Source organism: Desulfonauticus autotrophicus (assembly GCF_055381725.1).
Window position 1 is genome coordinate 1282915 of record NZ_AP042395.1, and the last position, 26044, is coordinate 1308958.

Here is a 26044-nt window from a genome sequence, read left to right on the forward strand (position 1 = left end):
AGAGTTATCCTCTCGTTGTTCTTTTTTTGCAAGTAACTTAAATAATTCTTAAAGGAAAGACAAGATGTTTCAAAAAGTTTTTTTAAAGCCCAAAGAAGAAAAAAGAATCCTCAAAGGCCACTTGTGGGTCTTCAGCAATGAAATAGATACTCAAAGACATTCTCTAAAAAGCTTTTCTCCAGGAGAAATTGTCCACATCTTTTCTTCTAAAAATGATTTTGTAGGCACAGGGTTTATAAATCCCAACAGTTTAATTTGTATAAGAATACTTAGTAGAAAAAAAATAAAAAATTTAGAAGAATTAAAAGAAATAATAAAAAGTAAAATTTATTTAGCCTTAGAACTTAGAGAAAATTTATTTTCTAAACCTTATTACAGATTGGTCTTTGGAGAAAGTGATTATTTGCCAGGACTTATTATAGATAGATTTGAGCAAACCTTTGTCTTACAAATAAATTCCTTTGGAATGGAAAAAATAACCTCGCTTATTTTAGATAACATTCTGGAAATTTTTCCTACTGCTTCTATCATTTTAAAAAATGATTCCAAAGCTAGAAAAATGGAAAATTTGCCTTTAGAAGTAAAGGTTATCGGTGCAAAACAAGAAACCCAAACTGTCCTGGAAAACGATTTAGAATTTTCCTTTCCTTTACTTAAAGGACAAAAAACCGGTTGGTTTTTTGACCAGAGGGAAAATAGGTTGCTAATAAAAACAATTTCCAGAGGCAAAAAAGTCCTGGATATATTTTCCTATGTAGGTTCTTTTAGTTTAAATGCACTTGCAGGTGGGGCCAGAGAAGTTGTTGCCCTGGATAGGTCCAGCGAAGCACTAGCCTATCTAAAATTAAATGCCCAAAGATATGGTTTTCAGGTAAAAGCCATAAAAGGAGAGGCCTTCAATAGTTTACAAAGGTTAGCAAGTGAAGGGGAAAAATTTGATTTGATTATTTTAGACCCTCCAGCCCTTATTCCCAGTAAACCTGCCTACAAACAGGGCGTAAAGGCTTACCTGCGTTATAATCAACTGGCTTTAAGCCTGCTCGCTAAAAAGGGCTTTTTTTATACTGCTTCTTGTTCCTATCATCTAAGCCTTGAAGAACTTCAGAAAATAGTTAAAGAAGCGGCATATAAAGTTCACAAAAAAGTAAAAATCCTTAAGTATTGTTTTCAAGGGCCAGATCATCCCCTTCACCCCTTTATGCCTGAGACCTTGTATTTAAAGGGACTATTTTGCTATGTGGAATAAAAGGAGTTTAAAATGAAAAACTGGGAAAAGGTAAAGGAATTGGTTTTGGAAGCTGGTGAGATTGTTAAAAGAAACTGGCTTAAGCCTCGCGAAATCAACTTTAAGGGAGAGATTGACTTAGTAACCAATACAGACCTGGAAGTGGAAAAATTTTTGACCTGGAATTTAAAACAACTTTTTCCTCAGGCCTCTTTTTTGGCAGAAGAAAGCGCTCTTCACCTTACCCTGGGAGAAGAAACTTTTATCCTGGACCCTTTAGACGGCACTACCAATTTTGCCCATGGTTTTCCCTTTGTGGCCATTTCCCTGGCTTATGCCTATCAAAAAGAGATTGTGGCTTCCTTTTTGTATCTGCCTATTTTAAACGAACTCTTTTTGGCTCAAAAAGGTGAAGGGGCTTTTTTAAATGAAAAGCCTATATCTGTCTCTAAAGAAAGGGATTTAAACAAAAGCCTTATTGCCACAGGCTTTCCCTATTCCATCAGGCAAGAAGTAGATGAAGTCCTAAGCTGGATGAAAAAAATACTTCTCCACACCCAGGGGCTAAGGAGGGCAGGAGCTGCTGCTATTGATTTAGCTTATGTAGCTTGTGGCAGGTTTGAAGGTTTTTATGAAGTGGGCTTAAAACCCTGGGATACTGCTGCAGGCTGGCTTTTGGTAGAAGAAGCAGGAGGCAAAGTTTCTACCTTTGCCAATAAACCCTATGAACTGGGGCATAGAGAAATTTTAGCCACTAATGGCCTCATTCACTCAGACTTAAGTAAGTTGCTTACTTCTTGATTTTTTTAATTGACAAAAAGCACAAGAAAATATAAAAGGCATACCTCTTTACGGGAAGTGGCGCAGCCTGGTAGCGCACCTGCCTTGGGAGCAGGGGGTCGCTGGTTCAAATCCAGTCTTCCCGACCAGACAGTAAGGCCCTTTTTTAAAGGGCCTTTTCTTTTTTTATCTCCTTTTTTATTTCCTTGATTTCCTCAAGAAGCTTTTCTTTACAAGTGGGGCATACTCCATGGGTAAATTTGGTATGGGTATGTTTGCTAAAATATTCTTCTACCCGTTCCCAATAACCCTTATCTGTTCTTATTTTTTTACAATAGGCACAAATGGGAATAACCTCTCTTAATTCAGCTACTTCTTCCCAGGCTTTTTGTAATTGTTCCTTTTGTTTTTTTAGTTTCTGATTCATTCTAACTAAAAATACCAAAAGAAGAACCACCCAAACCATGGCTACTATTAGCCATTCATCCAATTCCCAGGACTCATGTTTTTGAGAAAACCGTAGAAATCGCTCCAAAATATCATACTTAGAAGAAACCAGAAAAGTAATTATCCCGGTGAGAATAAATAAAAGAATCTCTTTGGCTAAAAATTTAAGCTTAAATATTCCACGCTGTTTAGCTGAAAACTTATCCTTTTCTGGCATATATTTTAATGTCCCTTTGCTTTTTCCCTGGGCAATAAGCAAAAACACCAACAAAAAACAAGTAGGATTTTTAAAGGGAGATAAACTCCATTTCTGGTACTTCTTGTTCCCAGGAAACTAAAGCCAGGGTACCATTAAAGGCAAGACTACCTGGATTTAGCAAATAGGTCTGCTTAACCTTCTTCCACAAAGGAGTATGGGTGTGACCAAAACAGATTAGATTGGTATCTGGAGGAAAAAGTGGGAGTAGATCTTCTGGGTTTCTACCCAGGTTGGACACTCCATAACCATGGATAATCCCTATTTTTTTATTCTGGTGGCAAACTACCTTTTTTCTTCTAAGCTAAAAAAATCACAATTTCCCTTTATCCCCACAAAATTGGGAAAACTATTTAAGTAGTGATAAATTTCTTCTCCTGTATAATCCCCGCAGTGAATAAGCAAATCACAATCCTGCAGAAACTTTTCCACTATTTGCACAAAATCCGCAGAAACCTGATAGAGATGAGTATCTGAAATAACCCCTATTTTCATTTTTCTATTCCTGTTTTTTCCAGTCTATAGCGCAATTGTCTAAGATTTAACCCCAGCAAGCTAGCTGCTTCACTTTTACTTGCAGTGCGCTGTAAGGCAACCAACAAGATTTCTTTTTCCTTCTGGAGCAAATAGTCATCCAGGCTAATCTTACCTGCCAGCACCTCTTCCACTTCCATTTTCCTTTGATTCTCGTATTCATAAACAATTAAAGAACTGGCTTGAATAAATTCTGTGCTTTCAAGGGCCACTGCTCTTTCCACTATGTTTTCCAGTTCTCTAACATTACCAGGATAATTATAGCTTTTTATCTTTTCTAAGGCCTCAGGAGTAAAACCTTGAATATTCTTCTTCTGCTCCTTTACTGCTCGTTGCAGGAAATACTCAGCCAGCAAAACCACATCCTCTTCCCGTTCTCTTAAAGGAGGTAAGTTGATAATAACTCCACTTAACCTATAAAATAGGTCTTCTCGAAAATCTCCCTGGGCTACCATTTCCAGGATATTTTGATTGGTGGCAGCAATAAAACGAACATCCAGTTTTCGCTCTTCGCTACTTCCCAGGGGACGAAAGGTCTTTTCCTGTAAACATCTAAGGAGCTTTACCTGTACCCCAGGAGCTAACTCTCCCACTTCATCTAAAAAAACAGTCCCACCCTGGGCTTCTTCTAAAAGTCCCTTTCGGGCCCTATCTGCTCCAGTAAACGCCCCCTTTTTATAGCCAAAAAGCTCACTTTCAATAAGGGTATCTGGAAGCCCGCCGCAATTTATAGGCACAAAGGGTGCCTTTTGACGGGGACTGGCTTCATGAATGGCCCTGGCCACAATTTCTTTGCCTGTACCTGACTCTCCAGTAATTAAAATATTGATGTTGGTGGGGCTAACCCTTTCTATAAGCTTAAAAACCTCCTGCATCTTGGCACATTGGCCAATAATGCGGCCAAAGTAACCTTTGACTTTGTTTTTAAGTAAGATATTTTCTCTGCGTAATCTTTTTTCCTCTAAAATTCGCTCTATGGAAAAGAAAAGCTCGGTCAGGTCAAAGGGTTTGGGTAAATAGTCCACTGCCCCCAGTTTTATGGCTTCTACTGCACTCTGAGTTTCAGCAAAGGCCGTTATCATCAACACAGGTAGTTCTGGATAAACCTTTTTAATCTCTTTTAAGACCTCCAGGCCACTTTCCTGCCCAAGCTTCAGGTCTAATAAGACAATATCTATGGGATACTCGTTTAAGTGTTCCCAGGCTTCTTTACTATCAGCAGCCAGGTAAACCAGCCATTTCTTTTTTTTACAGGCTATTTCCAGCACTTCCCTTAAACTGGGGTCGTCATCTACCACCAGAATTCTGGCCATTTATTTATCCTCATAGACAAGTTTGCCTTCTAAAAAATGATACTTTACCTTGCCCCTTAAAGTCTGCCCCCAAAAAGGAGTATTTTTTCCTTTAGAATACATGGTCTTTTCACTTACTACCCATTTTTTACTTTCATCTACCAGGATAAAATCAGCCCTATCACCCGGTTTAAAGGAATTAAAATTCAAATTAAACAAAGTTGCAGGTGTTTCTGCCCAAAGCCTTATAAGGTCTTGCTCTTGAAGTTGCCCCTGTCTTTTTAGTTCCAGACTCAAAGCCAGGGCTGTGTCCAGACCAGAAATACCATTGGGAGCCTGAGCCAGAGGCACTTCCTTTTCAAAGTCAGCATGAGGCGCATGATCAGTAACCAGAATATCAATAACTCCTGTTCTTAACGCAGCCAATAAGGCCTGCCTATCTTCTTCTGTGCGTAAAGGAGGATTGACCTTGGCCAGGGTATTGTAATCTGCCAAAATCTCTTCAGTAAGGAGCAAATAGTGTGGACAGGTCTCAGCACTTACGGGAATACCTTTTTCCTTGGCCCAGGCAATTAACTCGACAGATTCCTTACAACTGATGTGCGCTAAGTGCAGAGGAATATCCAGATAAGCAGCCAAAAGAATGTCCCTGGCCACCTGCAAACTCTCAGCTACCGTAGGAATACCCTTTAGTCCCAGGTAAGAAGACATTTTTCCTTCATTTATAACGCCAGCTTCACTTAAATCAGGGTCCTCACAGTGATCAATTACCAGAAGCCCAAGGTCATGGGCATATTCCACACAGCGCCTAAAAAGTTCATTGTTTTTTACAGGCAAACCATCATTGGAAAAGGCTTTACACCCTGCTTGAGCCAGTTCCCCTAAGGGAGCCATTTCCTCTCCCTGTAAGCCCCTGGTAAGCGCACCCACCGGATGCAAAGACGGCCCTGAGGGATAAAGTTCTCTGGCCCGAGTGAGCATAAACTCGGTCACACTGGCCTTATCATTTACGGGATTGGTATTGGCCATAGCCAAAACCTGGCCAAAGCCACCAGCTAAAGCTGCCTTTAACCCGCTTTCAATATCTTCCTTATATTCAAAACCAGGCTCTCTTAAATGCACATGGGCATCAATAAAACTGGGAAAAAGGGTACATCCCTGCCCATCAAAAACCGGTACTCCTTCTATGCTTAAATCCTTAAAGGAAAGCTCTGCAATCTTACCCTCTTTTATACCTAAAAATACCCTTTGGCCCAAAAATTTAATATTGTTAATTACTAAATCAAAATTCATAACCTTTCTCTCCTTAGGCGCCCACTAAATAAAGATACAACAAGGCCATTCTTACTGCCACCCCAGAGTGCACTTGCTCTAAAATGAGGCTTTTCTGGCTATCGGCAAGCTCAGAATTTATTTCCACCCCTCTGTTCATAGGACCAGGATGCATGACCTTTGCTCCAGGTCTGGCTAGTTTTAAATGCTTCAGGCCTAAACCATAACGCCAGCTATATTCCCTTAAATCTGGCAACAGCCCCTTTTCCTGACGCTCCAGTTGTAAACGCAAACAAATAATAAGATCTACTCCTTTTACAGCCTCCTCTAAAGAAGAGTACACCTTTACCGGCCAGGTATCCACCCTGGGAGGCAAAAGGGTCCTGGGAGCACAAAGCCTAACCCTGGCACCCAGCTTGGTAAAAAGTTTTACATCCGATCTGGCTACCCTACTATGGGCAATATCTCCCACAATCAAAATCTCTCTTCCTGCCAACTCCCCCCATTCTTCTTTTAGGGTAAAACCGTCCAAAAGAGCCTGAGTGGGATGGGCGTGCCAACCATCTCCAGCATTAATCACAGAACAATTAAGCTTGCTGGCAATAAATGCAGCTGCGCCACTAAACTGGTGCCTAATCACTATACAATCTGGCCGCATGGCCTGCAAAGTCAAAACCGTGTCCTTTAAGCTTTCTCCTTTTAACAGGCTACTTCCACTCTTACTTAAAGAAAAGGTATCTGCAGATAACCTTTTTCCAGCTATATCAAAAGAAACCCTGGTCCTGGTGGAAGGCTCAGCAAAAAACAACACCACAGATTTACCCTTTAAGGTGGGAACCTTTTTTACCGGCCTGTTATTTATTTCTTTAAAATTCCTGGCCAGTTCAAATATATGCTCAATCTCTTCTTTTTCCAGTTGATCCACATCCAGCAAATGCTTATGTCTCCAGTGCATAAAAACTTGACTCCTTTGGGTTAAAAGTTAAAAGTCGAGCTTTGCTTAAATCTTTTAGGAAATAACTTAATTTATCTCAAATGAAAAGAACAAATTCCCATCCAGCCAAACCAGGCCTGAAGGTCATTAGTCTGGGCTGCCCTAAAAACCTGGTGGACACTGAAAAAATCCTGGGTATCCTGGTCACACATTTTATCCTGGTGGAAGATTTAAACCAGGCTCAACTGGTCCTTATCAATACCTGCTCTTTTATCCAGCCAGCCATTGAAGAGTCTCTGGAAAATATTTGCGAGGTAATTGCCAGCACTAGACATCTGTCTCCAAAACCCAAAATAGTGCTTACTGGTTGTCTGGTTAATCGCTATTTTCAGGAAATAAAACAGGAATTTCCTGAAGTAGATTTAATCCTTCCCATTGCAGAACAAAAAAATATTTATCATCATTTAAAAACTTTTTTCCCCGAGCTTAGAACCAGTCAGCAAAGATTAATCACAACTCCTGCTTATGCCTATCTCAAAATAAGTGAAGGCTGTAATAATAGATGTTCTTTTTGCACTATACCCAGGATTAGAGGAAAACTTAAATCTGTTCCTCAAGAATTAGTACTTCAAGAAGCAAAAGAATTAGAAAAAGCAAAAATAAAAGAAGTGGTGATTGTTGCCCAGGATAGTACGTCCTATGGAAAGGATCTGGGCTATAAAGATGGACTTATTACTCTTTTACACAAATTAAGTGAGTTTGATTTTCAATGGATACGCTTGCTCTACCTATATCCTTCAGGAATAGATAAAAATTTACTGCAAATCATAAAAAACAATCCCAAAATCTTACCCTATTTTGACTTACCCTTACAGCATTCTCATCCGGATATTCTCCAGCAAATGGGAAGACCTTTTAAAAAAGACCCTCAGCTAATTATTGACCAAATTAGAGAGATTTTGCCTCAAGCCAGTCTTAGAACTACTTTTATCGTGGGATTCCCAGGAGAAACCAGCAAACACTTTGAACATCTGGTCCATTTTGTAGAAAAAAATAGGTTTAATCACCTGGGTGTATTTACCTTTTTTAAAGAAGAGGGCACACGGGCAGCTAAATTAGAAAGGCAAGTAAGTGCTCAGGAAAAAATAAAAAGAAAGCAAATTATAATGCAATTACAAAGTAAAATCAGTGCTCAAATCCTAAAACAATGGGAAGGTAAAAGTTTAGAGGTTATTATTGATAGGAAAAATCCGGAATGGCCTACCCTTTTTGAAGGTAGAGCCTGGTTTCAGGCTCCAGAAATAGATGGTCTTACTTACGTAAGTGGAGAAAATATAAAAGTGGGAGAATTTTACCAGGCTCAAATAGAGGAAACTAAAGTCTATGATTTGGTGGGATTGGTTTAATTCTTTTAATTGTCTAAGCAAATTAAAAATATTTATTTATTTAAATTAGTAGTTGTCTTTTAGGTCTGTCTTTGCTAGAAGGCCTGGAATATATCGTTTGTGTAGGGGGTTTTTTTATGATGAGTTCCAATGACATGGTCAACAAAAATCAAGACATGGAGGTGAATTTTGAAGCAGAGCTAGAAAAGTATCTCAACTTTGACTTTGATGAATTCCAGGAAGGAAGTATCATCAGTGGCAAAGTGGTCAAAATCACTCCTGAATTTGTCCTGGTGGATGTCAATTACAAGTCAGAAGGACAAATTCCTGTTGCCGAATTTATGGATGTAGACGGCAACTTAACCGTAAAGGAAGGAGATGAGGTTGAGGTCTTATTAATCCGCAAAAATGATGTGGAAGGAAGCATTTATCTTTCTTACGAAAGGGCACGCAAAGCCCATGTATTAGACAGCCTGGAACAAGCCTTTGAAAAGGAGAAAGTGTTCGGGGCAAAATCATCAAACGCATCAAGGGCGGATATCAAGTTGATTTGGGTGGTTTAATTGCTTTCTTACCCGGCTCTCATGTGGATTTAAGACCTGTTCCTGATATGAATGCTCTGGTTGGCCAAAGCTTTGATTTCAAAATCGTAAAAATCAACCGTCGCAGAAGCAATGTCATTGTTTCCAGACGGATTCTTTTAGAAGAAGAAAGAAACCAAGCAAAAGAAAAGCTTTTAAACACCTTGTCTGAAGGCGATCTCGTCAAGGGTAAGGTGAAAAATATAACCGACTATGGCGTATTTATTGACTTAGGTGGTCTGGATGGGCTCTTGCACATCACAGACATGTCCTGGAAAAGATTGAAACATCCTAAGGAAATGGTCTCCTTGGGAGATGAACTGGAATTAAAGATTTTAAGTTTTGATAAGGAAGAACAAAAGGTTTCTCTGGGTTTAAAACAGCTTACTCCCAACCCCTGGGAAAATATTGAAGAAAAATATCCTCTGGGCACCAAACTAAAGGGTGTGGTAACCAGTCTTACCGAGTATGGAGCCTTTGTGGAACTGGAAGATGGTGTGGAAGGCTTGGTCCATGTCACTGAAATGTCCTGGACCAGAAAGCTCAAACATCCTTCCCAGATGGTCAAAGAAGGCGATGAAGTGGAAGTGGTGGTTTTGGACCTGGACAAAGAGAAAAACGCCTTTCTCTGGGTATGAAACAGGTCTATCCCAACCCCTGGGATATTGTGGCTGAAAAGTATCCAGAAGGCACTATCCTGGAAGCTCCCATTAAAAACATCACTGAATTTGGCCTTTTTATTGGTATAGAAGAAGGAATTGATGGTTTAATTCACGTTTCTGACCTTTCCTGGACCAAGAAAATCCGTCATCCTGGTGATCTCTACAAGGTTGGCGATGTGGTTAGGGCCAAAGTGCTTACTGTAGATAAGGAAAATCAAAAGTTCACCCTGGGAATTAAACAACTTACAGAAGACCCCTGGTTAAAAGTGCCTGAAAAATATCCCTCTGGCACCACTATTACTGGCACAGTAACCAATGTAACAGAGTTTGGACTTTTTGTAGAAGTGGAAGAAGGCATTGAAGGATTGGTACATGTTTCTGAACTAAGTACCAAAAAAGTCAAAGATCCCAGAGAAATCTACAAAGAAGGACAACAGGTTACAGCCAAGGTCTTAAATGCCAGTGCTGAAGAGCGCAGATTGGGACTGTCCATCAAACAATGGATGGAAGAAGAAGAGAAAAAAGAGCTGAAGAACTGAAAAAGAAAAACCAGAACGCTGGTGGAAGCAACTTAGGGGAGATTTTAAGACAAAAACTAGAAGAGAATGAACAAAAGTCTTAAATTCAGTCAAAAACATCCCTTTCTCTTTGGTATTTTCCTGATTTTTATGGCCATGGTTCTAATAATTGGAGCCATGGCCTTTTTTACCTTTTCCTTTAATAAAAACAAATTAGCCTTTAACAAAGAAAAAATAGGCGTTGTTTACATAGAAGGCATTATTGCCAATCCCTTACCCATCCTGGATTGGATAAAAAAATTAAGCAAGGACTCAGAAATAAAGGGGATTTTAGTGAGAATAAATTCACCTGGTGGTGTAGTAGGACCTTCTCAAGAAATCTATGAAGCCTTAAAGGAAGTATCCAAAAGCAAGATTATTGTAGCTTCTATGGGAGCAGTAGCTGCCTCTGGTGGTTATTATGTATCTTTAGGAGCACACAAGATAGTGGCCAACCCTGGGACCCTTACTGGCAGCATTGGAGTAAAGGCCCAGCTTACCAATTTTCAAAAATTAATGGAAAAAATAGGCATAGAAGAAGAAACCATTACCAGTGGAAAATTAAAAAATGCAGGTACTCCCTTCAGGAAACTAAGTCCTGAAGAAAAAATATACTTTCAAGAACTGGTAAATGACCTTTACGAGCAATTTATCGGTGCAGTAGTAGAGAGTAGAAAATTGAGTAAAGAAGAAGTGCTAAAAATTGCTGATGGTAGAGCCCTTACTGGCAAACAGGCCCTGGCTCTGGGCTTAATCGACGAACTGGGAAATTTTAATCAAGCTCTGGAAATTTTAAAGGAAATGGCCGGGATAAAAAAAGAAGTAATTTTAGTAGAAGGACCACCTAAAGAAAAGAACTTTCTCTCTTCTGTTTTGGGCTCTTTAAATCTGAAATTAGACTCAGCCATCTTTGCTCCTACCTGGATTTTAAGCTATGAATAAAGAATTTTCCCAGAGATTATCCTCAACAGAAGCCTTAGAACTTGTACAAAAAGATATCCACTACCTAGGCCAACTGGCCTATGCTAAAAGAAAAGCCCTACACCAAAACAGGGCTTACTACATTTACAATCAACACCTAAATTACACCAATATCTGCAAAAACAAGTGTAAATTTTGTGCTTATTACAAAGATAAAACAGATAAAGACTCTTATACTTTTAGTATAGAAGATATAAAAAAAGAAATAAATAAAAGAATAAGGGAACCAATTAGAGAAATTCATATCGTAGGGGGCTTAAATCCTGACTTACCTCTTAGTTATTATGAAGAAATGCTTTCTACCATAAAAGAACTTCGTCCAGAAGCTGTAATAAAGGCTTTTACTGCTGTGGAAATACATTTTTTAGCTGAAAAACATCAGCTAAGTGAAGAAGAAGTTCTATTGAGACTAAAAAAGGCGGGTCTATCTATCTTGCCTGGTGGCGGAGCAGAAGTTTTTGCCGAAAAATTAAGAAAAAAGTTGTGCCCAGAAAAAATCTCTGGCCAAAAATGGCTGGAGATACACGCCAAAGCTCATAAACTGGGAATTTATACCAATTGCACCCTGCTTTTTGGACACATAGAAAGCTGGGAAGATAGGATTAAACACTTAGAAGCCTTACGCGACTTGCAAGACCAGACCCGAGGGTTTCTTTGCTTTATCCCTCTAGCCTATCAACCAGCTCACAATGAACTCAAGGCCTCAGGTCCAGATGGTATAGATTTTTTAAAAATGATTGCCCTATCTCGCCTCTTTTTGGATAATATTCCCCATATAAAAACATACTGGGCCTTTGCTGGCCTAAAACTCTCTCAAGTTGCCCTTTATTTTGGAGCAGATGATTTTGATGGAACCATTGTAGAAGAAAAGATTGGCCATGCTGCAGGCGCAGACACTCCTAAAGGTCTTACTGTAGAAGGATTAAAAACTTATATCAGACAGGCTGGATTTGAACCTGTAAATAGAAATTCTTTTTTTGAAGAAGTTAAAAATTAACCTTTTTTTACTTTAAACTTTTGTTTACAATTAACACATATCACTTCCTGGTCTTTATTTTTTATCTTTTGTTCATATCCACAAAAGGGACATTTAGTTACTTTTGTTAATTTTTTAAATACATTTATTACTGCTTGAAAAATAACACTCATCTTCACTCTCCTGGATAAAAACTTTTTTCATAAAAAAATATATTGACCCATAACTACTGTAAAAATTTTAAAGTTATTTAACTACCTATATCAGTTATTTTTTTAATTCTTACCTTCCTTTAACCTCAATTTCTTAAGTAATCAATCCAAAAACTATCTTGTTTTTATCCTCTCTTCTTCCTAAAACCTGTCCATATCTTGTTGACTTCTAACCCTATTTTGAGTAAAAGGTTTTAATATCTTTTAGTGAGGAGGCCTAAAAATGCAAACCATTATAGAACTCTTGACCAATATGACCCACAGCACCACTGAAGGCAAATTTGGAGTAGCAGCAATCTTTATTTATTTCATCATTATCGTGGCTGTAGCTTGCTATAGGATAAAAGAAAATCTAAAGCACGAGCATCACTAATTGACAAAATCAATTTTTATCTCTCTATAAGGCCCTGTTTTTACCAGCTCAGGGCCTATTCCTATTTTTTCCCACTCTGTTTTTGCTTCTCCTTTGTACCCCCAAAAAAAACTCTCCAGCCTGGAAGGTAAATAGATGGCCTGGACCGTCCTGGAACTCCAGAATAAATACTCCTGCACATACATTCTAAAGGCCAGGGATTTTACCAGCAATCCCAAACTGGGGTGCCAGGGACCTGCAAGAATATTTTCTAACAAGTCCTTTTCTGGAGTAAGACCCACTCTAAGAATGGTAATTTCCTGTTCCCAAAGTTTTTTTACAGCCACAGCCAAAGCCAAAAGGGTTTTCTCAAGTTTCCAAGGCACAAATTTTCCCTGCCAATAGTACCTGGCTAGTAAAGTATCTTTTAAGACCAAACAGGGATATAGCCTAATGGTTTTAGGTCTTAGTTTTAGAGTCCAATCCAAATCTTCCCAAAAAATTGCTAAACTCTGTTTAAACATACCTGGCAAAAGCTGAAAACCATAATCTAAATTCTTTTCTTGCAACAACCTCAAAGCGCTTAAAATGTCTTTTAAACTATAAGACCTTTTATTGGCCTGTAACACCTCAGAGTTAAAACTTTGAATCCCCAGCTCCACCAAATCCACTTCTGCACTTGCCAGTAACTCTGCCACCTCATAGTTAACAAAATCTGGCCTGGTGGAAAGAGAAACAAAATCCACCCATCCCTCTTTCTTGAGTTTTCTTGCCTCACTCAAAATATAGGTTTGGAGTTCTAAACTAAGTCCGGTAAAAGTCCCTCCAAAAAAACCCAAACCAAAAACCTTCTTTTTTTGTTGCGCCTGCTTTTTTAGTTGCCTTAACTCTTTATTCACTAACAATTTTATATCATTAACTTTTTCTCTGCCTGTGCTAAGTTTTTGGTTACAAAACACACACCTCACCTTGCAGCCAGCAAAGGGAATAAACACTGGCCACAAGGATTTTTTTTCTTGTTTAATTCTGGGCAGGGTAAAAGAAGAGAAGGTTTTTTCATTTTTAACTTGCCAAAAAAATAAAATTTAATTACCTCTATAAGTTAAAGTGATTTCTTTATAGTAAGAAGATTTAAGGAGATAGGCAAATGGAAAAATGTATCTTCTGTGAAATAGTAGCTGGAAATATCCCTTGCACCAAAATTTATGAAAGTGAAAACATCTTGGCTTTTTTAGACATAGCTCCAGTAAATCCTGGGCATACTCTGGTCATACCCAAACAGCACTATCCAACCCTCTTGGATTTGCCTCCAGCTTTGGGACAAGAACTTTTAGAAGCTCTGCAAAAGGTAGCTAAAGCTATAAAAGAAGGGCTACAGGCAGATGGAATCAACCTGGGAATGAACAATTACCGGGCAGCAGGTCAATTGGTGTTTCATGCCCACTTCCATCTTATCCCTCGTTATGAAAAGGACGGTCTAACTCTCTGGCCTCAGCAAAAATATGAAAGCGAAACCAAAATGCAAGAAATAGCTCAACAAATAATAAATAAGCTTTAAAAGGAGTTACACCATGGCCAACACCCTTACCAAAGCAGATATTGTAGAAAAAATTTACCAGTACAGCAAAAAGAACCGTACTGAACTAAAGGAAATCCTGGAGCATCTCCTCTTCTTGATTAAAAAAGGTTTAAAAGAAGAAGGAAGTGTACTTGTCAGCGGATTTGGCAAGTTTGAAGCCTATCAGAAAAATCCCCGTAAAGGGAGAAACCCTCAAACCAACGAAACCATTATTTTACCAGGGCGCAAGGTAGTTGTTTTTAGAATTTCCAAAAAATTTAGATCTGAGCTTAATTCATAAAAATAAAACTGCCTTTAAAAATATCACTTAACTTGGTTTTATTGGTTTCTGCCTGCAACAAATTATAATAAGGGCCAACTTGTACCCTCCAAAGAATAAGGCCATTTTTTCTAGCTTGCACCAGCCTGGAAGTATATCCCAGAAGAGAAAGTCTGTGTTGAAGTTTTAAGGCGTTTTGTTTTATGGAAAAAGAGCCCACCTGAATATAAAAAGTACCTTTTATCTTACTTTTAGGTAAACTATGCAAGCTCTCAACTCTAACCCTGGCAGTACCAGGGCCCACCATTCCCAAGGCTCTAGCCGCCTGATAGGATAAATCAATAATGCGCCCGGCCACAAAAGGCCCTCTGTCATTAATTTTAACAATTACCTGTTTTCCATTGTCTAAATTAGTAACACGCACTTTGGTGTGAAAAGGTAAAACCTTGTGTGCTGCAGTATAAGCATACATATTATAAATTTCCCCACTAGCTGTCCTGCGACCGTGAAATTTAGGTCCATACCAGGAAGCAATGCCCTCTTCTACATAATTGTTGGCACTGGGCAAAGGAGTATAGGTTTTTCCGTAGACTTGATAGGGTTTAGAAGGACTCTTGGGTAAAGGTGCATAGACCTTTTTTGTGGTACAACTAAAAATTCCCACGCATAGTAACAAACCAAGACCTAAAAAATAATAACGCACTCTACTTATCCTCCAATACCTACCATTGCTGAATCACAAACCTTATTTTTATTTTTTTCCAGCAAATGGGCACCTACAGGTTTGTGTTTGATGGCCAGAGATATCACCTTTTCCAGGTGTTTTAAGCTAAGTTTGGAATTTCTGACCAGAGCCAGCAATTTATATTCCCGATCTGAAAATAAACAAGGCCTTAACCTGCCTTGAGAAGTAATACGCAAGCGATTGCATCGCTCACAAAAATGATCACTTAGAGGAGAAATCACCCCAATTCTTCCCTTCCCTCCACTTATTTGAAAAACTCTTGCTGGACCTGCAGTTTGCTCCTGACTATCCAGAGGTAAAACCTCTACCTCCTGGGTTAATTGTCTTAAAATGTCTTGAGCAGACCAGAAATACTCTTTTTCCATCTGGTCTTCTGTCCAATGGGCATAAATTCTATAAACCTAACATCTACTGGATACTTATAAGCAAAATTAGCAAAATCCACAAGCTCTTTATCATTTAAACCTTTTAAAGCTACAGCATTTATTTTGATTTTTAAGCCAGCTTCAAGTCCCCAGAAAATAGTTTGTAAAACCTGGTTTAAATAGCTAGCACCTGTAATTTGTAAAAATTTATCTTTATCAAAGGTGTCTAGAGAAACATTTAATCCCTTAAATCCTAATTCTTTTAATTTTAAGAGCTCTTTTTTACTTTTAATTAAAGTACCATTAGTGGTTAAACGAAAATCAAAATTGTTAAATTCCTTCCCTAGCTTTTCTAAAAAATCCCAAAAGTTACGTCTTAAAAAAGGTTCTCCTCCAGTAAGGCGTACCTTTTTTATCCCTATGGACTCAGCAACCAGCAAAAACTTTTCCATATCTTCATATCTTAAAATTTCTTTATGCTTTACCAGAGGGTCTCTTACTCCCTGACAATAAAAACAACGAAGATTACACTTATCCGTAATGCTCAAACGAAGATAACTAACACTTCTACCGTGTTTATCCATCAGCATATTCAACACCTCTAGGCTAAGATCCACTCCCTTTCTGCAAAGAGAAAATCAGGATAAGGCCAGTTTATATCTTTTCCCTGTAAGTAGGCAAGCAAACTAAACCTTGCCTGTTCTCGCTCTTGTAACCACAAAGGACCATAACTAAATCTATAATTTACACCCAACTCATCAAAATAGCTATTTCCAAGGCCTAAGTGGGGCATTGGTTCTACTTTCTCCTGACTTAGCAGGTAAAAGAGTTTGGGAGTAAAATCACTATGACACTTTTGTTGAAAAAGACATTTTTTATTTTCTATACAAGGAGCACAGGAATGAAAACCCTGAACCACCTTATGCCCCTTGCCATAAGGACCTGTTTCAAAAACCCAGGCTGAAGAAAGGAAAAAAGACCAGGTTTGTACTCCTAAATGGCAACAAAGGTGTAAAAGCCCTGTATCTGGGCTTATGACCAACTCTAGACCGGGTAACAAATCCAGTAAGTCCAATAAAGAAGTCTTACCGGTAAGATCTATTAAAAACTCCTTTTCCCTGGGACTTAAATGCTTTTTTAACTCTCTGGCCAGAGGTTGCTCTGCCCGGGTGCCCAAAAGATAAAATTTTTGTTTTTTTTGCTTTAATAAAACTTCAATTAACTGAGCTAAAGAATAAGGACTTAAGGACCTGCGCTGATTTCTTCCTGCCAGGACAATTCCCACTCCTTCCCCTTTATTTTGCGCAATGAGGGGATTTACCTCTTCTGGAGGACAAATCTCTCCCTTTTCCTTTAAATAGGCCCAAAAGTCTATGAGGTTAAGGGGAGCTAATTTGCGTTTTTTTATCCATTCAAAGGCCTTCCTGGTCCAGGAAGATTTAAGTTCTTGCCGGTTAAAGTGGGTATAACCTTTAACTATTTCTCCCGGAAAAAGCTGGGCACAGACATAATTTAAAGGAGAAAAGTTTAAATTGTAGACTGCAGCAAAATCTATTTCTTTTAATTCTTGAAAAACTCTTAGATTAAGAGCAAAAAGTTCAGCCAAATTACTCTGTCCATGGGCTTTTGCTGCCAGCACATAAGCAAAGGGATAAATTTGCCTGGCAAAAGCTTGCAGACTGGTATCCACCAGTAAGTAGACCTGCCCTTCTCTGGCCAAGGACAAAATAAGGCGCTTACTTTGCAGTAAATCTCCAAGCCTAGCAAACTGGATAACCAAAAAATTTGCAGCCATTTGGAAAATGATTTAAACACACCCCTATAAGTTTAGCAAGTAAATTTACAGCAAGGAATTTTCTCTATGCTATTTCCCCTTTGCCTGGATTTAAGCCAAAAAAAGTGCCTTCTGGTGGGAATAGGAGAAGTAGGGCAAAGAAAGCTTTCTACTCTTCTAAAATTTAAACCTCTACAGGTAAAAATCATAGACCCCATGCGTCCTTTACCCAAAAAGTTTAGCCACCTGGACAACATCCAGTTTTATGCCCGGCCCTTTAGCCCAGAAGATTTAGAGGGCATACACCTGGTATTTGCCTGTACTGACAACAAAGAGTTAAATCAAAAAATCGCTTCCCTGGCTAAGTCTAAAAACATCTTGGTCAATTCAGCCACCAATCCTCAGGATGGAGATTTTTCCCTGCCAGCTCTCTGGCAACAGGATTGCCTGCTATTAGCCATTTCTACCCAGGGACAGAGTCCAGCTTTAGCCAGGCTCATCAAAGAGGAACTGGACAAGTGCCTGGGGAGAGAATATGCTCTTTTAGCTGGCCTCATGGGGAAACTTAGGCCTTTGATTTTAAACCATATACCAGAAAACAAAAGGGCCAATTGTTTTAGAAAGCTGGCTAAAACTTTGCTTCTCCCTTTAAAAGAGCAAAACTGGGAACAGGTAAAAAGAACTATCCTTAAAGAGCTACCGCAAATAGAAGATGTAGTGGGAGATATTATTGATGAACTTAAACTTTAGCATATTTATCATTCTTATTTATTTATTATCCACTTTACTGGGATTTGCCAGTTATCTCAAAAATAATACATCCTTACAAAAAGTAAGTAAAATATTCTTAGGGCTTGGATTTTTCTTGCATACTGCAGAGCTTAGCTGGAGATATTTACTTCATTTCCCGCAAAGTCTTAATATTGTTCCCTTTTACTTTAGTTTACTGGCCTGGATCATTATATTTTTGCTTTTACTTATTTTTCTAAGGTTAAAGATAAATTTTCTTCTTTTTTTAGCTAGCCCTTTGTCCCTTCTTTTTTATATGTCTCATTTGCTGTTGAGCTTTAAACTTAAAGGAGTACTCCCAGCAAAAGGCGTAGCCCTCTGGTTTGGCTTACATATTGTTTCTTTGTTTTTAAGCTTTGCCTTTTTGGCCCTGGCCTTTGGAAGTGGGCTTATCTATCTTTATCTGGAAAAAAAATAAAGACCAAAAGCAAATTGCCTTCCTTTTCCAATGACTTACCTTCACTTACCACCTTTGACCGTTTAAATCATCTGGCTGTGGTCTGCGGTTTTCCGCTCTTTAGCCTGGGGGTATTTACTGGATTTATCTGGGCAATTTTTAGCTGGAAAAGTTTTTTTACCTGGGATCCCAAGGAAATTGTGGCCCTTTTCATCTGGATTTTATATGCCTATCTTTTCCATCAACGTCTGGCCCTGGGGTGGAAGGGGAAAAAACCCGCCAAAATGGCCATTTTTCTCTTTATTTTATCCTTAATCTCCCTTATGGGAATAAACCTTCTTATGCCAACACACCATAGTTTTAGGCCCTAACTATGAAAAGTAGTATAATTCTTCTAGGACTAAATCATAAAACCGCCCCTGTAGAAGTAAGGGAAAAATATGCCCTTAGTCAGTACAATTACAGGGAAAACAATCTGCTCAAGGGAAGCGGTTGTCTCAAAGAATATTTGATTCTCTCTACCTGCAATCGGGTAGAAATATTAGCTATAGGTAATCCCAAAGAAAAAGTAGTTCAGGAAATACTAACCTTTTGGACTAATTATTGTTCTGGCAATAAAGAAGAGCTATACAAACACCTTTATATTTACCAGGACCTGGAAGCCATCAAACATCTTTTCACTGTGGCTTCTAGCCTGGACTCCCTGGTAGTGGGAGAGCCTCAAATTTTAGGCCAGCTCAAAGACGCCTATCGAGAAGCTGTTCAGGAAAACACTACCAAAGTTATTTTAAACCGCTTATTACACAAGGCCTTTTCTGTAGCCAAAAGGGTGCGTACAGAAACAGAAGTATCTTCTAGTGCTGTATCCATCAGCTATGCGGCAGTAAAACTGGCTAAAAAAATTTTTGGAGACTTAAGTAATTCCACAGTCATGCTCATTGGCGCAGGAGAAATGGCTGAACTGGCTGCTCTACACTTATTAAATCAGGGAGTAAAAAATATTTTAGTAGCCAATAGAACCCTAAGCAAGGGAGAAGAACTGGCTCAAAAATTTAAGGGAAAAGCCATCCCCTTTGCTCAGCTTTTAGACTACCTTTCCCAGACTGATATAGTGATAAGCTCCACTGGAGCCCCCCATACTATCCTCCAGGCCAGAGATTTAAAGCCCATATTAAAAAAACGTAAATACAGCCCCATGTTTTTTATTGATATTGCTGTACCTAGAGACATAGACCCGGATATCAATTTATTTGATAATGTATTTCTCTATGACATAGATGATTTAAAAGAAGTAGTTGAAGAAAACTTGGTTTATAGACAAAAGGAAGCTGAAAAAGCTAAATATATCATTGAAGAAGAAGTTTATAAATTTAAACACTGGTTAGATAACCTGGAAATAACTCCAACCATAAAAGAATTAATGGCCAAGGGAGAAGAAATAGCTCAAAAAGAATTACATAAAACTCTAAAAAAGGTAAACCTTGGAGATAAAGACAAAGAACATATAGAACTTATGCTAAAGTCCATAGTAAGTAAATTATATCAATCTCCAATTTTATTTTTAAAGAGAAGACAGCAGGAAGAAGGTACGGTAGAAAAATATCTTGATGCCTTACGCAAGATGTTTAATCTGGATGAAATAAATTTAGAAGAAAATAAAAAGATACATGAACACAAAAAGAGGTAATTATGAGATCCTATTATATCGAAGAATTAAACCAGCAGGACATGGAAAAAATAAAAAAGAGTTTTAAAGAAAAAAAACTGGATAACCCTCTTGATAATCTCTACTGGCTTCCTCTACCCCAAAAGTTCTATACTTCTGAACAGAAAGAACACCTATCCAACTGTGGACCTTATTATTTTCCTTTGGAATTGGGTAAAAACTGGCTAAAGGCCGAACTTTTAATCAGGGCCAGCAATAAAATCAGATGCCAGTGTATCACTTATGCTACGCCTGAACAACGAGAATATCTTGTGCAATGGATAAATCAGCTTTTATCTGAAAATCAAATTTTTATCTGAGTTTTTTTCTTGACCATTATCTTTCAAGAAGTTATCTAAAGAGTTTGTCTTAAGTTAGCAAGAAGGAGAGAGCAATGAAGAGAACATATCAGCCCAGTAAAATCAAACGTAAAAGAACTCACGGTTTTTTGGTTAGAATGCGCACTAGAGGCGGAAAACTGGTTATCAAAAGACGTAGGGCCAAGGGCAGAAAAAGATTAGCTGTTTAACCTTTCCCAAAACAAGACGTTTATTAAAGCGACCTCAATTTCAAAGATGTTATGAAAGAGGTCGCCGTTTTTTTACCTCTCTGTTTATAGTCTTCATCTGTCCCAACTCTTATGAATATGCAAGAGTGGGTATTACTGTAAGTAAAAAGATCGGGAAAGCAGTGGTGCGCAACCGGGTAAAAAGGTTAGTTCGTGAATTTGTAAGGCTATATCAAGACCTACTTCCTGGTGGACAGGATATAGTAATTGTGCCTAAAAAACACCCTGTATGGTCCACATTAAAGTTTAAAGATGTGGAAGAAGACTTAAGTTCCTTTTTTAAGAGCCTGAGGGAAAAAAGTATCTGTGTATGAAAAAAGTGCTCTTGTTTTTAATCAAAATTTATCAATATGCCCTTTCTCCTCTCTGGCCTGCCAAGTGCCGTTTTTATCCTTCCTGTTCTGAATATGCAAAAGAAGCCATCCTGCGCTTTGGTTGTTTAAAGGGCTCTTATCTTTTTCTTAGACGCTTTTTACGCTGTAATCCTTTTTTTGAGGGCGGAATCGACCCTGTACCTCAACAATTCTATATTTTAAGGAGAAAAAAAATCCATGGATAACAATATTCGAGTACTCTTGGCTGTGGGGCTATCTTTAGTGGTATTATTACTCTGGAATATAATTTTTCCTCCACCTCAACCTAAACAACAGCCACAACAACACATTACTACTAACTCCTCCAACACTGTGGCTACTAAACAACCCACTTCTACACCTGCTCCCAGTTATACTCCTTCCAATTTGGGACAAATCAACAACTTATTTGACCCCCAGAAGGGAAAAAAAATAACCATAGAAACTCCTCTATATCAAGCCATACTTAATACTCAAGGTGGAGTGCTGGAACATTTTGTCTTAAAAAAATACCGAGTAAGTGTAGAGAAAAACTCTCCTCATATAGATTTAATCAGTCCTGAAGCTCTGGCCAAAGGACCTCTGGGCATTATCTGGAATCGCATACCTACCTGGTACAAATTCAGCTGGAGCTATCAAGGGGAAAACAAAAAGTTAAATCCAGGGGAAAGCACCTCTTTGACCTTTAAAGGTGAATTTGAAGGTATTACCCTCTTAAGGACCCTCACCTTTTTTGCTGACACCTATCAAGTCAAGGAAGAACTCAAAATCTTAGCTCCTGGGAACAAGGACAATGAAGTAAGTTTTGTAATTTCTACCCTTCCTCTTACCAGAGAAGAAAACAGTTATAATCCCACCCAGATAGTATACTTGGGGACAGATGGATTAAGTGCAGAAACAGATAAAGATGACCTGGAAAAAGGAATTCTAACAGATAACAAAGTAAAATGGGGAGCAATAAGTAATAATTATTTTTTACTGGCTTTAGTGCCTACAAGCAACAATTTTGTCTTTAAAGCAAAGCTGGAAAAAAATATCTATCGCTTAGCTTTGTCTCAAATCGTAAATAACAATGAAACCACTTTAAATTGTATTTATTATTTAGGACCCAAGGAAGAAAAACAACTAGCTTTAGTACCCAACAATCTATCCCAGGCTATACACTATGGGTGGTTTGATTTTATTGCCAAACCACTTATAAAAGTTTTAAACTTCTTTTATACCTATACTCATAATTATGGAATTGCCATTATTTTACTAACCATTTTAATTAAACTTCTTTTCTGGCCTTTATCCCAAAAAAGCTATAAATCCATGAACCAGATGAAAAAGTTACAACCTCTCATGGCTGAAATACGGGAAAAGTACAAAGACGATCGCCAGAAAATGAATGAAGAGATGATGCGGCTGTATCGAACTTACAAAGTAAATCCAGCTGGTGGTTGTATGCCCATGCTGATTCAAATCCCTGTCTTTTTTGGATTATACCAGGGGCTTTTAGGAGCTATTGAGCTTAGACATGCTCCTTTTATAACTCACTTGCCCTTTACCAATCTCTTGTGGTTAGCGGATCTTTCTGCTAAAGATCCTTTTTATATTACCCCCTTGATTATGGGGGCAACAATGTTTATACAACAAAAGATGACTCCAGCGCCAGGGGACCCAACCCAAGCAAAGGTAATGTTGTTTATGCCTATACTTTTTACCTTTCTCTTTTTAAACTTTCCATCTGGGTTGGTAATATACTGGCTGGTCAACAATATACTGTCCATTGCCCAACAGTGGTGGATGTTGAAAAACAGGCTTAAAGACCCGGTGATGACCTTTATCTTTCCCCTTAAAAAGGGTAATGGACGAAAAAGGGGAACTGTTCTTTGAAAATTAAAAACCGGGAAAAGAGGTAAGGAGTGAGCATGGAGGAATTTGTAGAATTCGTCGGTAAGGATGTGGATGAGGCTATCTCCAAGGCCTGTGAGTACTTTCAGACAGAACGCGACTCTCTGGAAATTGAAATTCTAAGCGGCGGCTCTTCTGGTATTTTTGGTTTGGTTGGGCTAAAAAAGGCAAAAATTAAAGCCAAAAAACGGGAAAATCCTTTGGAAGTGGAAAACAAAGTGCGGGATATTGTACACAACCTGACCCGCCCCATTGCCCCCAATTCGCAAATAAGTGTGGATTTGAGCAAAGAGCCAATCTATGTAAGTATTGAAGAAGAGGAAAATGCTGGGGTACTCATTGGCAAAGACGGACAAACTATCTCAGCTATCCAGTACCTGGCTAACAGGATTATAGCCAAACAATGTCCAGGTATCTCTAGAATCCAGCTGGACGCTGCTAACTATCGCCAAAGACAAAATGAAAAAATTAAACAAACAGCTCTGGCCTTGGCTCAACGGGCAAAACGTACTGGAAAAACAATGAAAACCCAGCCCTTAACTTCCTATCACCGCAGAATCATTCACCTCACCTTGCAAAAGGATAGAGGTATTCAAACCAAAAGCCTTGGAGAAGGCCCGCTGAAAAGAGTACTCATTATGCCTAAGAAAAAAACAATGCGACGCAAACCAGAACAATTACAAACAAGGCTTACCCAGTAAGCACTAAAAAAAGGCGAAGCTTAAACGCTTCGCCTTTTTCTTTCCAACACTTCTTAACCCCAAAGAGCCTAAAAAGTATAAAAATTAAATAACAAGGACCCAAACATGGAGCACCAGAAGGATACCATAAGTGCTATAGTTACTCCTCTGGGACAGGGAGGAGTGGGAATCATAAGATTAAGTGGCAAAGAAAGTTTAAATATTGCCCTTCGCTTGTTTAAATCCAGTCAAAAACACTTTACCAGCCCAAAGCCCTACCGTTTACACCACGGTCATGTCTATTCCACTCAAGGCGAATTGCTGGATGAAGTGTTGTTAGCTTATATGCCAGAGCCTGGCTCCTATACTGGAGAAGATGTGGTAGAAATAAATTGCCACGGTGGACCTGCTATTTTGCAAGCCCTTTTAGAGGAAACCTTAAAGCTAGGGGCCAGATTGGCCAAACCAGGAGAGTTTACCTATCGGGCTTTCCTCAATGGCAAGCTAGACCTCACCCAAGCTGAAGCTGTAGCTGAACTAATCAGTGCTCCTACGAAAAAAGCCATTCCCCTGGCTCAACAAAAACTATCTGGACTGTTAAAAGAAAAGATTTCTTCCCTGAGGGCCAATCTAGAGGAAATAAAACAACACTTTTGCTTGGCAGTGGATTTTCCAGAAGAAGAACTGGAAATCCTGCCTCCCACTCAATTAAGCCCCCAAATCAAAACCATCCTCAGAGAAATACAAGAATTAATTACCAACTACGAACAAAAACACATCTACCAGGATGGAGCTCTGGTGGTTCTAACAGGAAGGGTAAATGCTGGAAAATCCAGTTTGTTAAATGCTCTTATTGGTAAAGAAAGGGCCCTGGTCACCCCCATTCCAGGAACTACCAGAGACTATTTAGAGGAAAGCATCAATCTTAAAGGACTTCCTGTACGCCTGGTAGATACTGCTGGTCTGCGTGAAACTCAGGATGAAGTAGAAAATCTGGGCTTAAAAAGAGGCTGGGAGCTTTTAAAACAATGTGATCTTTGCTTATTGCTAATAGATATTGAAGAAGAGTGGAGTGAATTTGAAGACAAAGTACTGGAAAGTATAGAGCAGGAAAAAATTATTCTGGTTATCAATAAAATAGATAAAACAGAAACAAAGCCCCTGTGGCTAAATCAATGTAAGTTAGAGCCCATTTTCCTTTCTGCCAAAACCGGTAAAAATCTGAACCTCCTAACCGAACAAATCTTAAAAAAACTAGTAGGCCAGCAAAAAGAACAGCAATCCCTACTGGTACCCAACCTGCGTCAAAAAATTTGCTTACAGCAAGCCCAGGAAGAACTGGAAAAGCTACTGCAAAACCTTTCCCAGTTTCCCTATGACCTTTTATCCCTGCACCTGGATGTAGCTATAAGAAAACTAGCGGAAATAACAGGAGAAATAACCACAGAAGAAACCCTTGAGGCTATTTTCTCCCGTTTTTGTATAGGAAAGTAATTACAAATATTTTACTTATTTTCCTGCAAAAAGGCTTCTATTTCCTTCAGCCAGGGAAAGCTTTCTGCCCACTTTTCTCTTAAGGGAGTTAAATAGGCTTTAAATTTTTCCCTATCCACCTGAAAAACCTTCATACCTGCTTTTTTTAGTTCTTCCAGTTGATTTTGTTCCTGCTCTCGAATCAACCTTTTCTCATATTTCGCTGCGATTAACCCTTTACTCTTTAAAATACTTTTTTCTTGAGCAGATAAACTTTGCCAGGTTTTCTGAGAAACTAAAAGCAAGGCAGGAGAATAAACATGCCCAGTAAGGGAAAGGTACTTTTGTAAGGTGTAGAGCTTAAAGGCATAAATAATGTTTATGGGATTTTCCTGACCATCTAAAACACCTTGTTTGAGGGCAGCTAAAGCCTCTCCATAAGGTAAAGGTTGAACAATGGCCCCCAGGTATTCAAAGGCTTCAATGTGAACCCTGTTTTCCATGGTTCTTAGTTTTAATCCCACCAAATCCTGAGGTACCAATACTGGATGTTTGTTATTGGTAAGATGCCTGAACCCGTTTTCCCAAAAAGCCAGACCCACCAGCTTAGCTTTATTTAAGGTACTTAAAAACTTTGTACCCAGCTTTCCCTCCAGCACGCTATCTACTTGTGCATAGGAGGTAAAAACATAAGGCACATCCAGGGCCAGAAACTCAGGGACAAAGTTGCCCACAGGGCCTGTAGAAATAACTGCCAAGTCCACCAAGCCCATTTGTAAAGCTTCAATAAGTGCCCTTTCATCTCCCAGTTGCCTGTTGGGAAATATCCTTATTTGCAAATCACCTTTACTTTCCTGTTCCACTAGTTTTTTAAATTCCAAACTCCCCAGATGATAGGGACTTTGCGTATTGACAGCATGAGCCAGTTTTAACTCCCTGGCTTCTCCTGTGGGTACTCCCAACCATAAAAATAACCCTAAAAACAAAATAAGGTGTTTCATTTTTTCTCCCTTAC

At 38.8% G+C, this 26044-nt stretch carries 32 protein-coding genes, 1 tRNA gene and 1 pseudogene; 21 read left to right on the forward strand and 13 right to left on the reverse strand.

Going from position 1 to position 26044, the window contains the following annotated elements:
* Positions 1 to 64: 64 nt before the first annotated feature.
* The 3 genes from ACZ42F_RS07300 (at position 65) to ACZ42F_RS07310 (ending at position 2154) form a co-directional block, all read left to right on the forward strand.
* Complete coding sequence (locus tag ACZ42F_RS07300) at positions 65 to 1246, forward strand: class I SAM-dependent rRNA methyltransferase (protein WP_464278474.1); 1182 nt, start codon at positions 65 to 67, stop codon at positions 1244 to 1246.
* 12 nt (positions 1247 to 1258) lie between these two features.
* A complete protein-coding gene (locus tag ACZ42F_RS07305) occupies positions 1259 to 2026 on the forward strand; it encodes an inositol monophosphatase family protein (RefSeq protein WP_464278475.1) in 768 nt (255 codons plus the stop codon).
* A 51-nt stretch (positions 2027 to 2077) separates the two neighbouring features.
* A tRNA-Pro gene (locus tag ACZ42F_RS07310) sits at positions 2078 to 2154 on the forward strand.
* Positions 2155 to 2171: 17 nt separating this feature from the next.
* On the opposite strand, the gene ACZ42F_RS07315 is transcribed toward ACZ42F_RS07310, so the two are convergent.
* From ACZ42F_RS07315 to ACZ42F_RS07340, 6 genes are read right to left on the reverse strand one after another with little or no spacing between them, the layout of a single operon-like run.
* Entirely contained in the window at positions 2172 to 2717 is a 546-nt protein-coding gene (locus ACZ42F_RS07315; RefSeq protein ID WP_464278476.1) for a hypothetical protein, read from the reverse strand.
* A 22-nt stretch (positions 2718 to 2739) separates the two neighbouring features.
* A complete protein-coding gene (locus tag ACZ42F_RS07320; RefSeq protein ID WP_464278477.1) occupies positions 2740 to 2949 on the reverse strand; it encodes a metallophosphoesterase family protein in 210 nt (69 codons plus the stop codon).
* A gap of 44 nt (positions 2950 to 2993) precedes the next feature.
* Positions 2994 to 3203, reverse strand: a complete 210-nt coding sequence (locus ACZ42F_RS07325) for a metallophosphoesterase family protein (protein WP_464278478.1) — start codon at positions 3201 to 3203, stop codon at positions 2994 to 2996.
* Positions 3200 to 4555 (reverse strand): sigma-54-dependent transcriptional regulator, encoded by a 1356-nt coding sequence (locus ACZ42F_RS07330; RefSeq protein ID WP_464278479.1) that lies wholly within the window; start codon positions 4553 to 4555, stop codon positions 3200 to 3202. The genes ACZ42F_RS07325 and ACZ42F_RS07330 overlap by 4 nt, the downstream gene beginning before the upstream one ends.
* Complete coding sequence (locus ACZ42F_RS07335; RefSeq protein ID WP_464278480.1) at positions 4556 to 5827, reverse strand: dihydroorotase; 1272 nt, start codon at positions 5825 to 5827, stop codon at positions 4556 to 4558.
* 13 nt (positions 5828 to 5840) lie between these two features.
* Complete coding sequence (locus ACZ42F_RS07340; protein ID WP_464278481.1) at positions 5841 to 6761, reverse strand: aspartate carbamoyltransferase catalytic subunit; 921 nt, start codon at positions 6759 to 6761, stop codon at positions 5841 to 5843.
* Positions 6762 to 6841: 80 nt separating this feature from the next.
* Between ACZ42F_RS07340 and rimO the strand changes: the two genes are divergently transcribed.
* The 4 genes and pseudogenes from rimO (at position 6842) to mqnE (ending at position 11903) form a co-directional block, all read left to right on the forward strand.
* Entirely contained in the window at positions 6842 to 8146 is a 1305-nt protein-coding gene (gene rimO / locus ACZ42F_RS07345) for a 30S ribosomal protein S12 methylthiotransferase RimO (protein ID WP_464278482.1), read from the forward strand.
* Between the two features lie 116 nt (positions 8147 to 8262).
* Positions 8263 to 9990 (forward strand): annotated as a pseudogene (locus ACZ42F_RS07350) (30S ribosomal protein S1).
* Entirely contained in the window at positions 9974 to 10867 is an 894-nt protein-coding gene (sppA, locus tag ACZ42F_RS07355; RefSeq protein ID WP_464278483.1) for a signal peptide peptidase SppA, read from the forward strand. Before ACZ42F_RS07350 ends, sppA begins: the two are co-directional and overlap by 17 nt.
* Complete coding sequence (mqnE, locus tag ACZ42F_RS07360) at positions 10860 to 11903, forward strand: aminofutalosine synthase MqnE (protein ID WP_464278484.1); 1044 nt, start codon at positions 10860 to 10862, stop codon at positions 11901 to 11903. Before sppA ends, mqnE begins: the two co-directional genes overlap by 8 nt.
* Here the strand turns inward: mqnE and ACZ42F_RS07365 are convergent.
* Positions 11900 to 12055, reverse strand: a complete 156-nt coding sequence (locus tag ACZ42F_RS07365) for a hypothetical protein (RefSeq protein WP_464278485.1) — start codon at positions 12053 to 12055, stop codon at positions 11900 to 11902. The genes mqnE and ACZ42F_RS07365 overlap by 4 nt on opposite strands.
* A 262-nt stretch (positions 12056 to 12317) precedes the next feature.
* On the opposite strand from ACZ42F_RS07365, the gene ACZ42F_RS07370 reads away from it, so the two are divergent.
* Positions 12318 to 12467, forward strand: a complete 150-nt coding sequence (locus ACZ42F_RS07370; RefSeq protein WP_464278486.1) for a hypothetical protein — start codon at positions 12318 to 12320, stop codon at positions 12465 to 12467.
* On the opposite strand, the gene ACZ42F_RS07375 is transcribed toward ACZ42F_RS07370, so the two are convergent.
* Positions 12464 to 13441: a radical SAM protein gene (locus ACZ42F_RS07375; RefSeq protein ID WP_464280222.1), complete on the reverse strand. Its 978-nt coding sequence runs from the start codon at positions 13439 to 13441 to the stop codon at positions 12464 to 12466. The genes ACZ42F_RS07370 and ACZ42F_RS07375 overlap by 4 nt on opposite strands.
* Positions 13442 to 13593: 152 nt before the next feature.
* On the opposite strand from ACZ42F_RS07375, the gene ACZ42F_RS07380 reads away from it, so the two are divergent.
* Both ACZ42F_RS07380 and ACZ42F_RS07385 read left to right on the forward strand, forming a co-directional pair.
* Entirely contained in the window at positions 13594 to 14004 is a 411-nt protein-coding gene (locus ACZ42F_RS07380; protein ID WP_464278487.1) for an HIT family protein, read from the forward strand.
* A 13-nt stretch (positions 14005 to 14017) separates the two neighbouring features.
* Positions 14018 to 14305 carry an HU family DNA-binding protein gene (locus tag ACZ42F_RS07385; RefSeq protein WP_029968147.1) on the forward strand — a complete coding sequence of 96 codons (288 nt, stop codon included), beginning with the start codon at positions 14018 to 14020 and terminating at the stop codon, positions 14303 to 14305.
* Here ACZ42F_RS07385 and ACZ42F_RS07390 read toward each other — a convergent pair.
* The 4 genes from ACZ42F_RS07390 to ACZ42F_RS07405 are packed head-to-tail and all read right to left on the reverse strand — an operon-like array spanning position 14295 to position 17189.
* Positions 14295 to 14987, reverse strand: a complete 693-nt coding sequence (locus tag ACZ42F_RS07390; RefSeq protein ID WP_464278488.1) for a septal ring lytic transglycosylase RlpA family protein — start codon at positions 14985 to 14987, stop codon at positions 14295 to 14297. The genes ACZ42F_RS07385 and ACZ42F_RS07390 overlap by 11 nt on opposite strands.
* A 5-nt stretch (positions 14988 to 14992) precedes the next feature.
* Positions 14993 to 15394 (reverse strand): GTP 3',8-cyclase MoaA family protein, encoded by a 402-nt coding sequence (locus ACZ42F_RS07395; RefSeq protein ID WP_464278489.1) that lies wholly within the window; start codon positions 15392 to 15394, stop codon positions 14993 to 14995.
* Positions 15355 to 15984: a radical SAM protein gene (locus ACZ42F_RS07400; protein ID WP_464278490.1), complete on the reverse strand. Its 630-nt coding sequence runs from the start codon at positions 15982 to 15984 to the stop codon at positions 15355 to 15357. Before ACZ42F_RS07400 ends, ACZ42F_RS07395 begins: the two co-directional genes overlap by 40 nt.
* A gap of 11 nt (positions 15985 to 15995) precedes the next feature.
* Positions 15996 to 17189: a glycosyltransferase family 9 protein gene (locus tag ACZ42F_RS07405; RefSeq protein WP_464278491.1), complete on the reverse strand. Its 1194-nt coding sequence runs from the start codon at positions 17187 to 17189 to the stop codon at positions 15996 to 15998.
* Between the two features lie 66 nt (positions 17190 to 17255).
* Here ACZ42F_RS07405 and ACZ42F_RS07410 point away from each other — a divergent pair, with 66 nt between their 5' ends.
* The 11 genes from ACZ42F_RS07410 to mnmE all read left to right on the forward strand — a co-directional run bounded on the left by ACZ42F_RS07410 (position 17256) and on the right by mnmE (position 25050).
* On the forward strand, positions 17256 to 17918 hold the full coding sequence (locus ACZ42F_RS07410; RefSeq protein ID WP_029968156.1) for an NAD(P)-dependent oxidoreductase: 663 nt from the start codon (positions 17256 to 17258) through the stop codon (positions 17916 to 17918).
* Entirely contained in the window at positions 17902 to 18375 is a 474-nt protein-coding gene (locus tag ACZ42F_RS07415; protein WP_464278492.1) for a hypothetical protein, read from the forward strand. Before ACZ42F_RS07410 ends, ACZ42F_RS07415 begins: the two co-directional genes overlap by 17 nt.
* Positions 18276 to 18725 (forward strand): cytochrome c biogenesis protein CcsA, encoded by a 450-nt coding sequence (gene ccsA, locus ACZ42F_RS07420; protein ID WP_464280223.1) that lies wholly within the window; start codon positions 18276 to 18278, stop codon positions 18723 to 18725. The genes ACZ42F_RS07415 and ccsA overlap by 100 nt, the downstream gene beginning before the upstream one ends.
* A 2-nt stretch (positions 18726 to 18727) precedes the next feature.
* Complete coding sequence (gene hemA / locus ACZ42F_RS07425; RefSeq protein ID WP_464278493.1) at positions 18728 to 20041, forward strand: glutamyl-tRNA reductase; 1314 nt, start codon at positions 18728 to 18730, stop codon at positions 20039 to 20041.
* Positions 20042 to 20043: 2 nt separating this feature from the next.
* Positions 20044 to 20379 carry a hypothetical protein gene (locus ACZ42F_RS07430; RefSeq protein WP_464278494.1) on the forward strand — a complete coding sequence of 112 codons (336 nt, stop codon included), beginning with the start codon at positions 20044 to 20046 and terminating at the stop codon, positions 20377 to 20379.
* Positions 20380 to 20453: 74 nt separating this feature from the next.
* Positions 20454 to 20588, forward strand: a complete 135-nt coding sequence (rpmH, locus tag ACZ42F_RS07435; protein ID WP_029968164.1) for a 50S ribosomal protein L34 — start codon at positions 20454 to 20456, stop codon at positions 20586 to 20588.
* Complete coding sequence (gene rnpA, locus ACZ42F_RS07440; protein WP_035260363.1) at positions 20576 to 20941, forward strand: ribonuclease P protein component; 366 nt, start codon at positions 20576 to 20578, stop codon at positions 20939 to 20941. The genes rpmH and rnpA overlap by 13 nt, the downstream gene beginning before the upstream one ends.
* Entirely contained in the window at positions 20938 to 21186 is a 249-nt protein-coding gene (gene yidD, locus ACZ42F_RS07445) for a membrane protein insertion efficiency factor YidD (protein WP_029968169.1), read from the forward strand. Before rnpA ends, yidD begins: the two co-directional genes overlap by 4 nt.
* Positions 21179 to 22858 (forward strand): membrane protein insertase YidC, encoded by a 1680-nt coding sequence (yidC, locus tag ACZ42F_RS07450; protein WP_464278495.1) that lies wholly within the window; start codon positions 21179 to 21181, stop codon positions 22856 to 22858. The genes yidD and yidC overlap by 8 nt, the downstream gene beginning before the upstream one ends.
* Positions 22859 to 22893: 35 nt before the next feature.
* Positions 22894 to 23577 carry an RNA-binding cell elongation regulator Jag/EloR gene (gene jag, locus ACZ42F_RS07455; protein ID WP_464278496.1) on the forward strand — a complete coding sequence of 228 codons (684 nt, stop codon included), beginning with the start codon at positions 22894 to 22896 and terminating at the stop codon, positions 23575 to 23577.
* Between the two features lie 105 nt (positions 23578 to 23682).
* Positions 23683 to 25050: a tRNA uridine-5-carboxymethylaminomethyl(34) synthesis GTPase MnmE gene (gene mnmE / locus ACZ42F_RS07460; protein ID WP_464278497.1), complete on the forward strand. Its 1368-nt coding sequence runs from the start codon at positions 23683 to 23685 to the stop codon at positions 25048 to 25050.
* A gap of 11 nt (positions 25051 to 25061) precedes the next feature.
* Here mnmE and ACZ42F_RS07465 read toward each other — a convergent pair whose 3' ends face one another.
* Entirely contained in the window at positions 25062 to 26030 is a 969-nt protein-coding gene (locus ACZ42F_RS07465) for a DctP family TRAP transporter solute-binding subunit (protein WP_464278498.1), read from the reverse strand.
* Between the last annotated feature and the right edge of the window lie 14 nt (positions 26031 to 26044).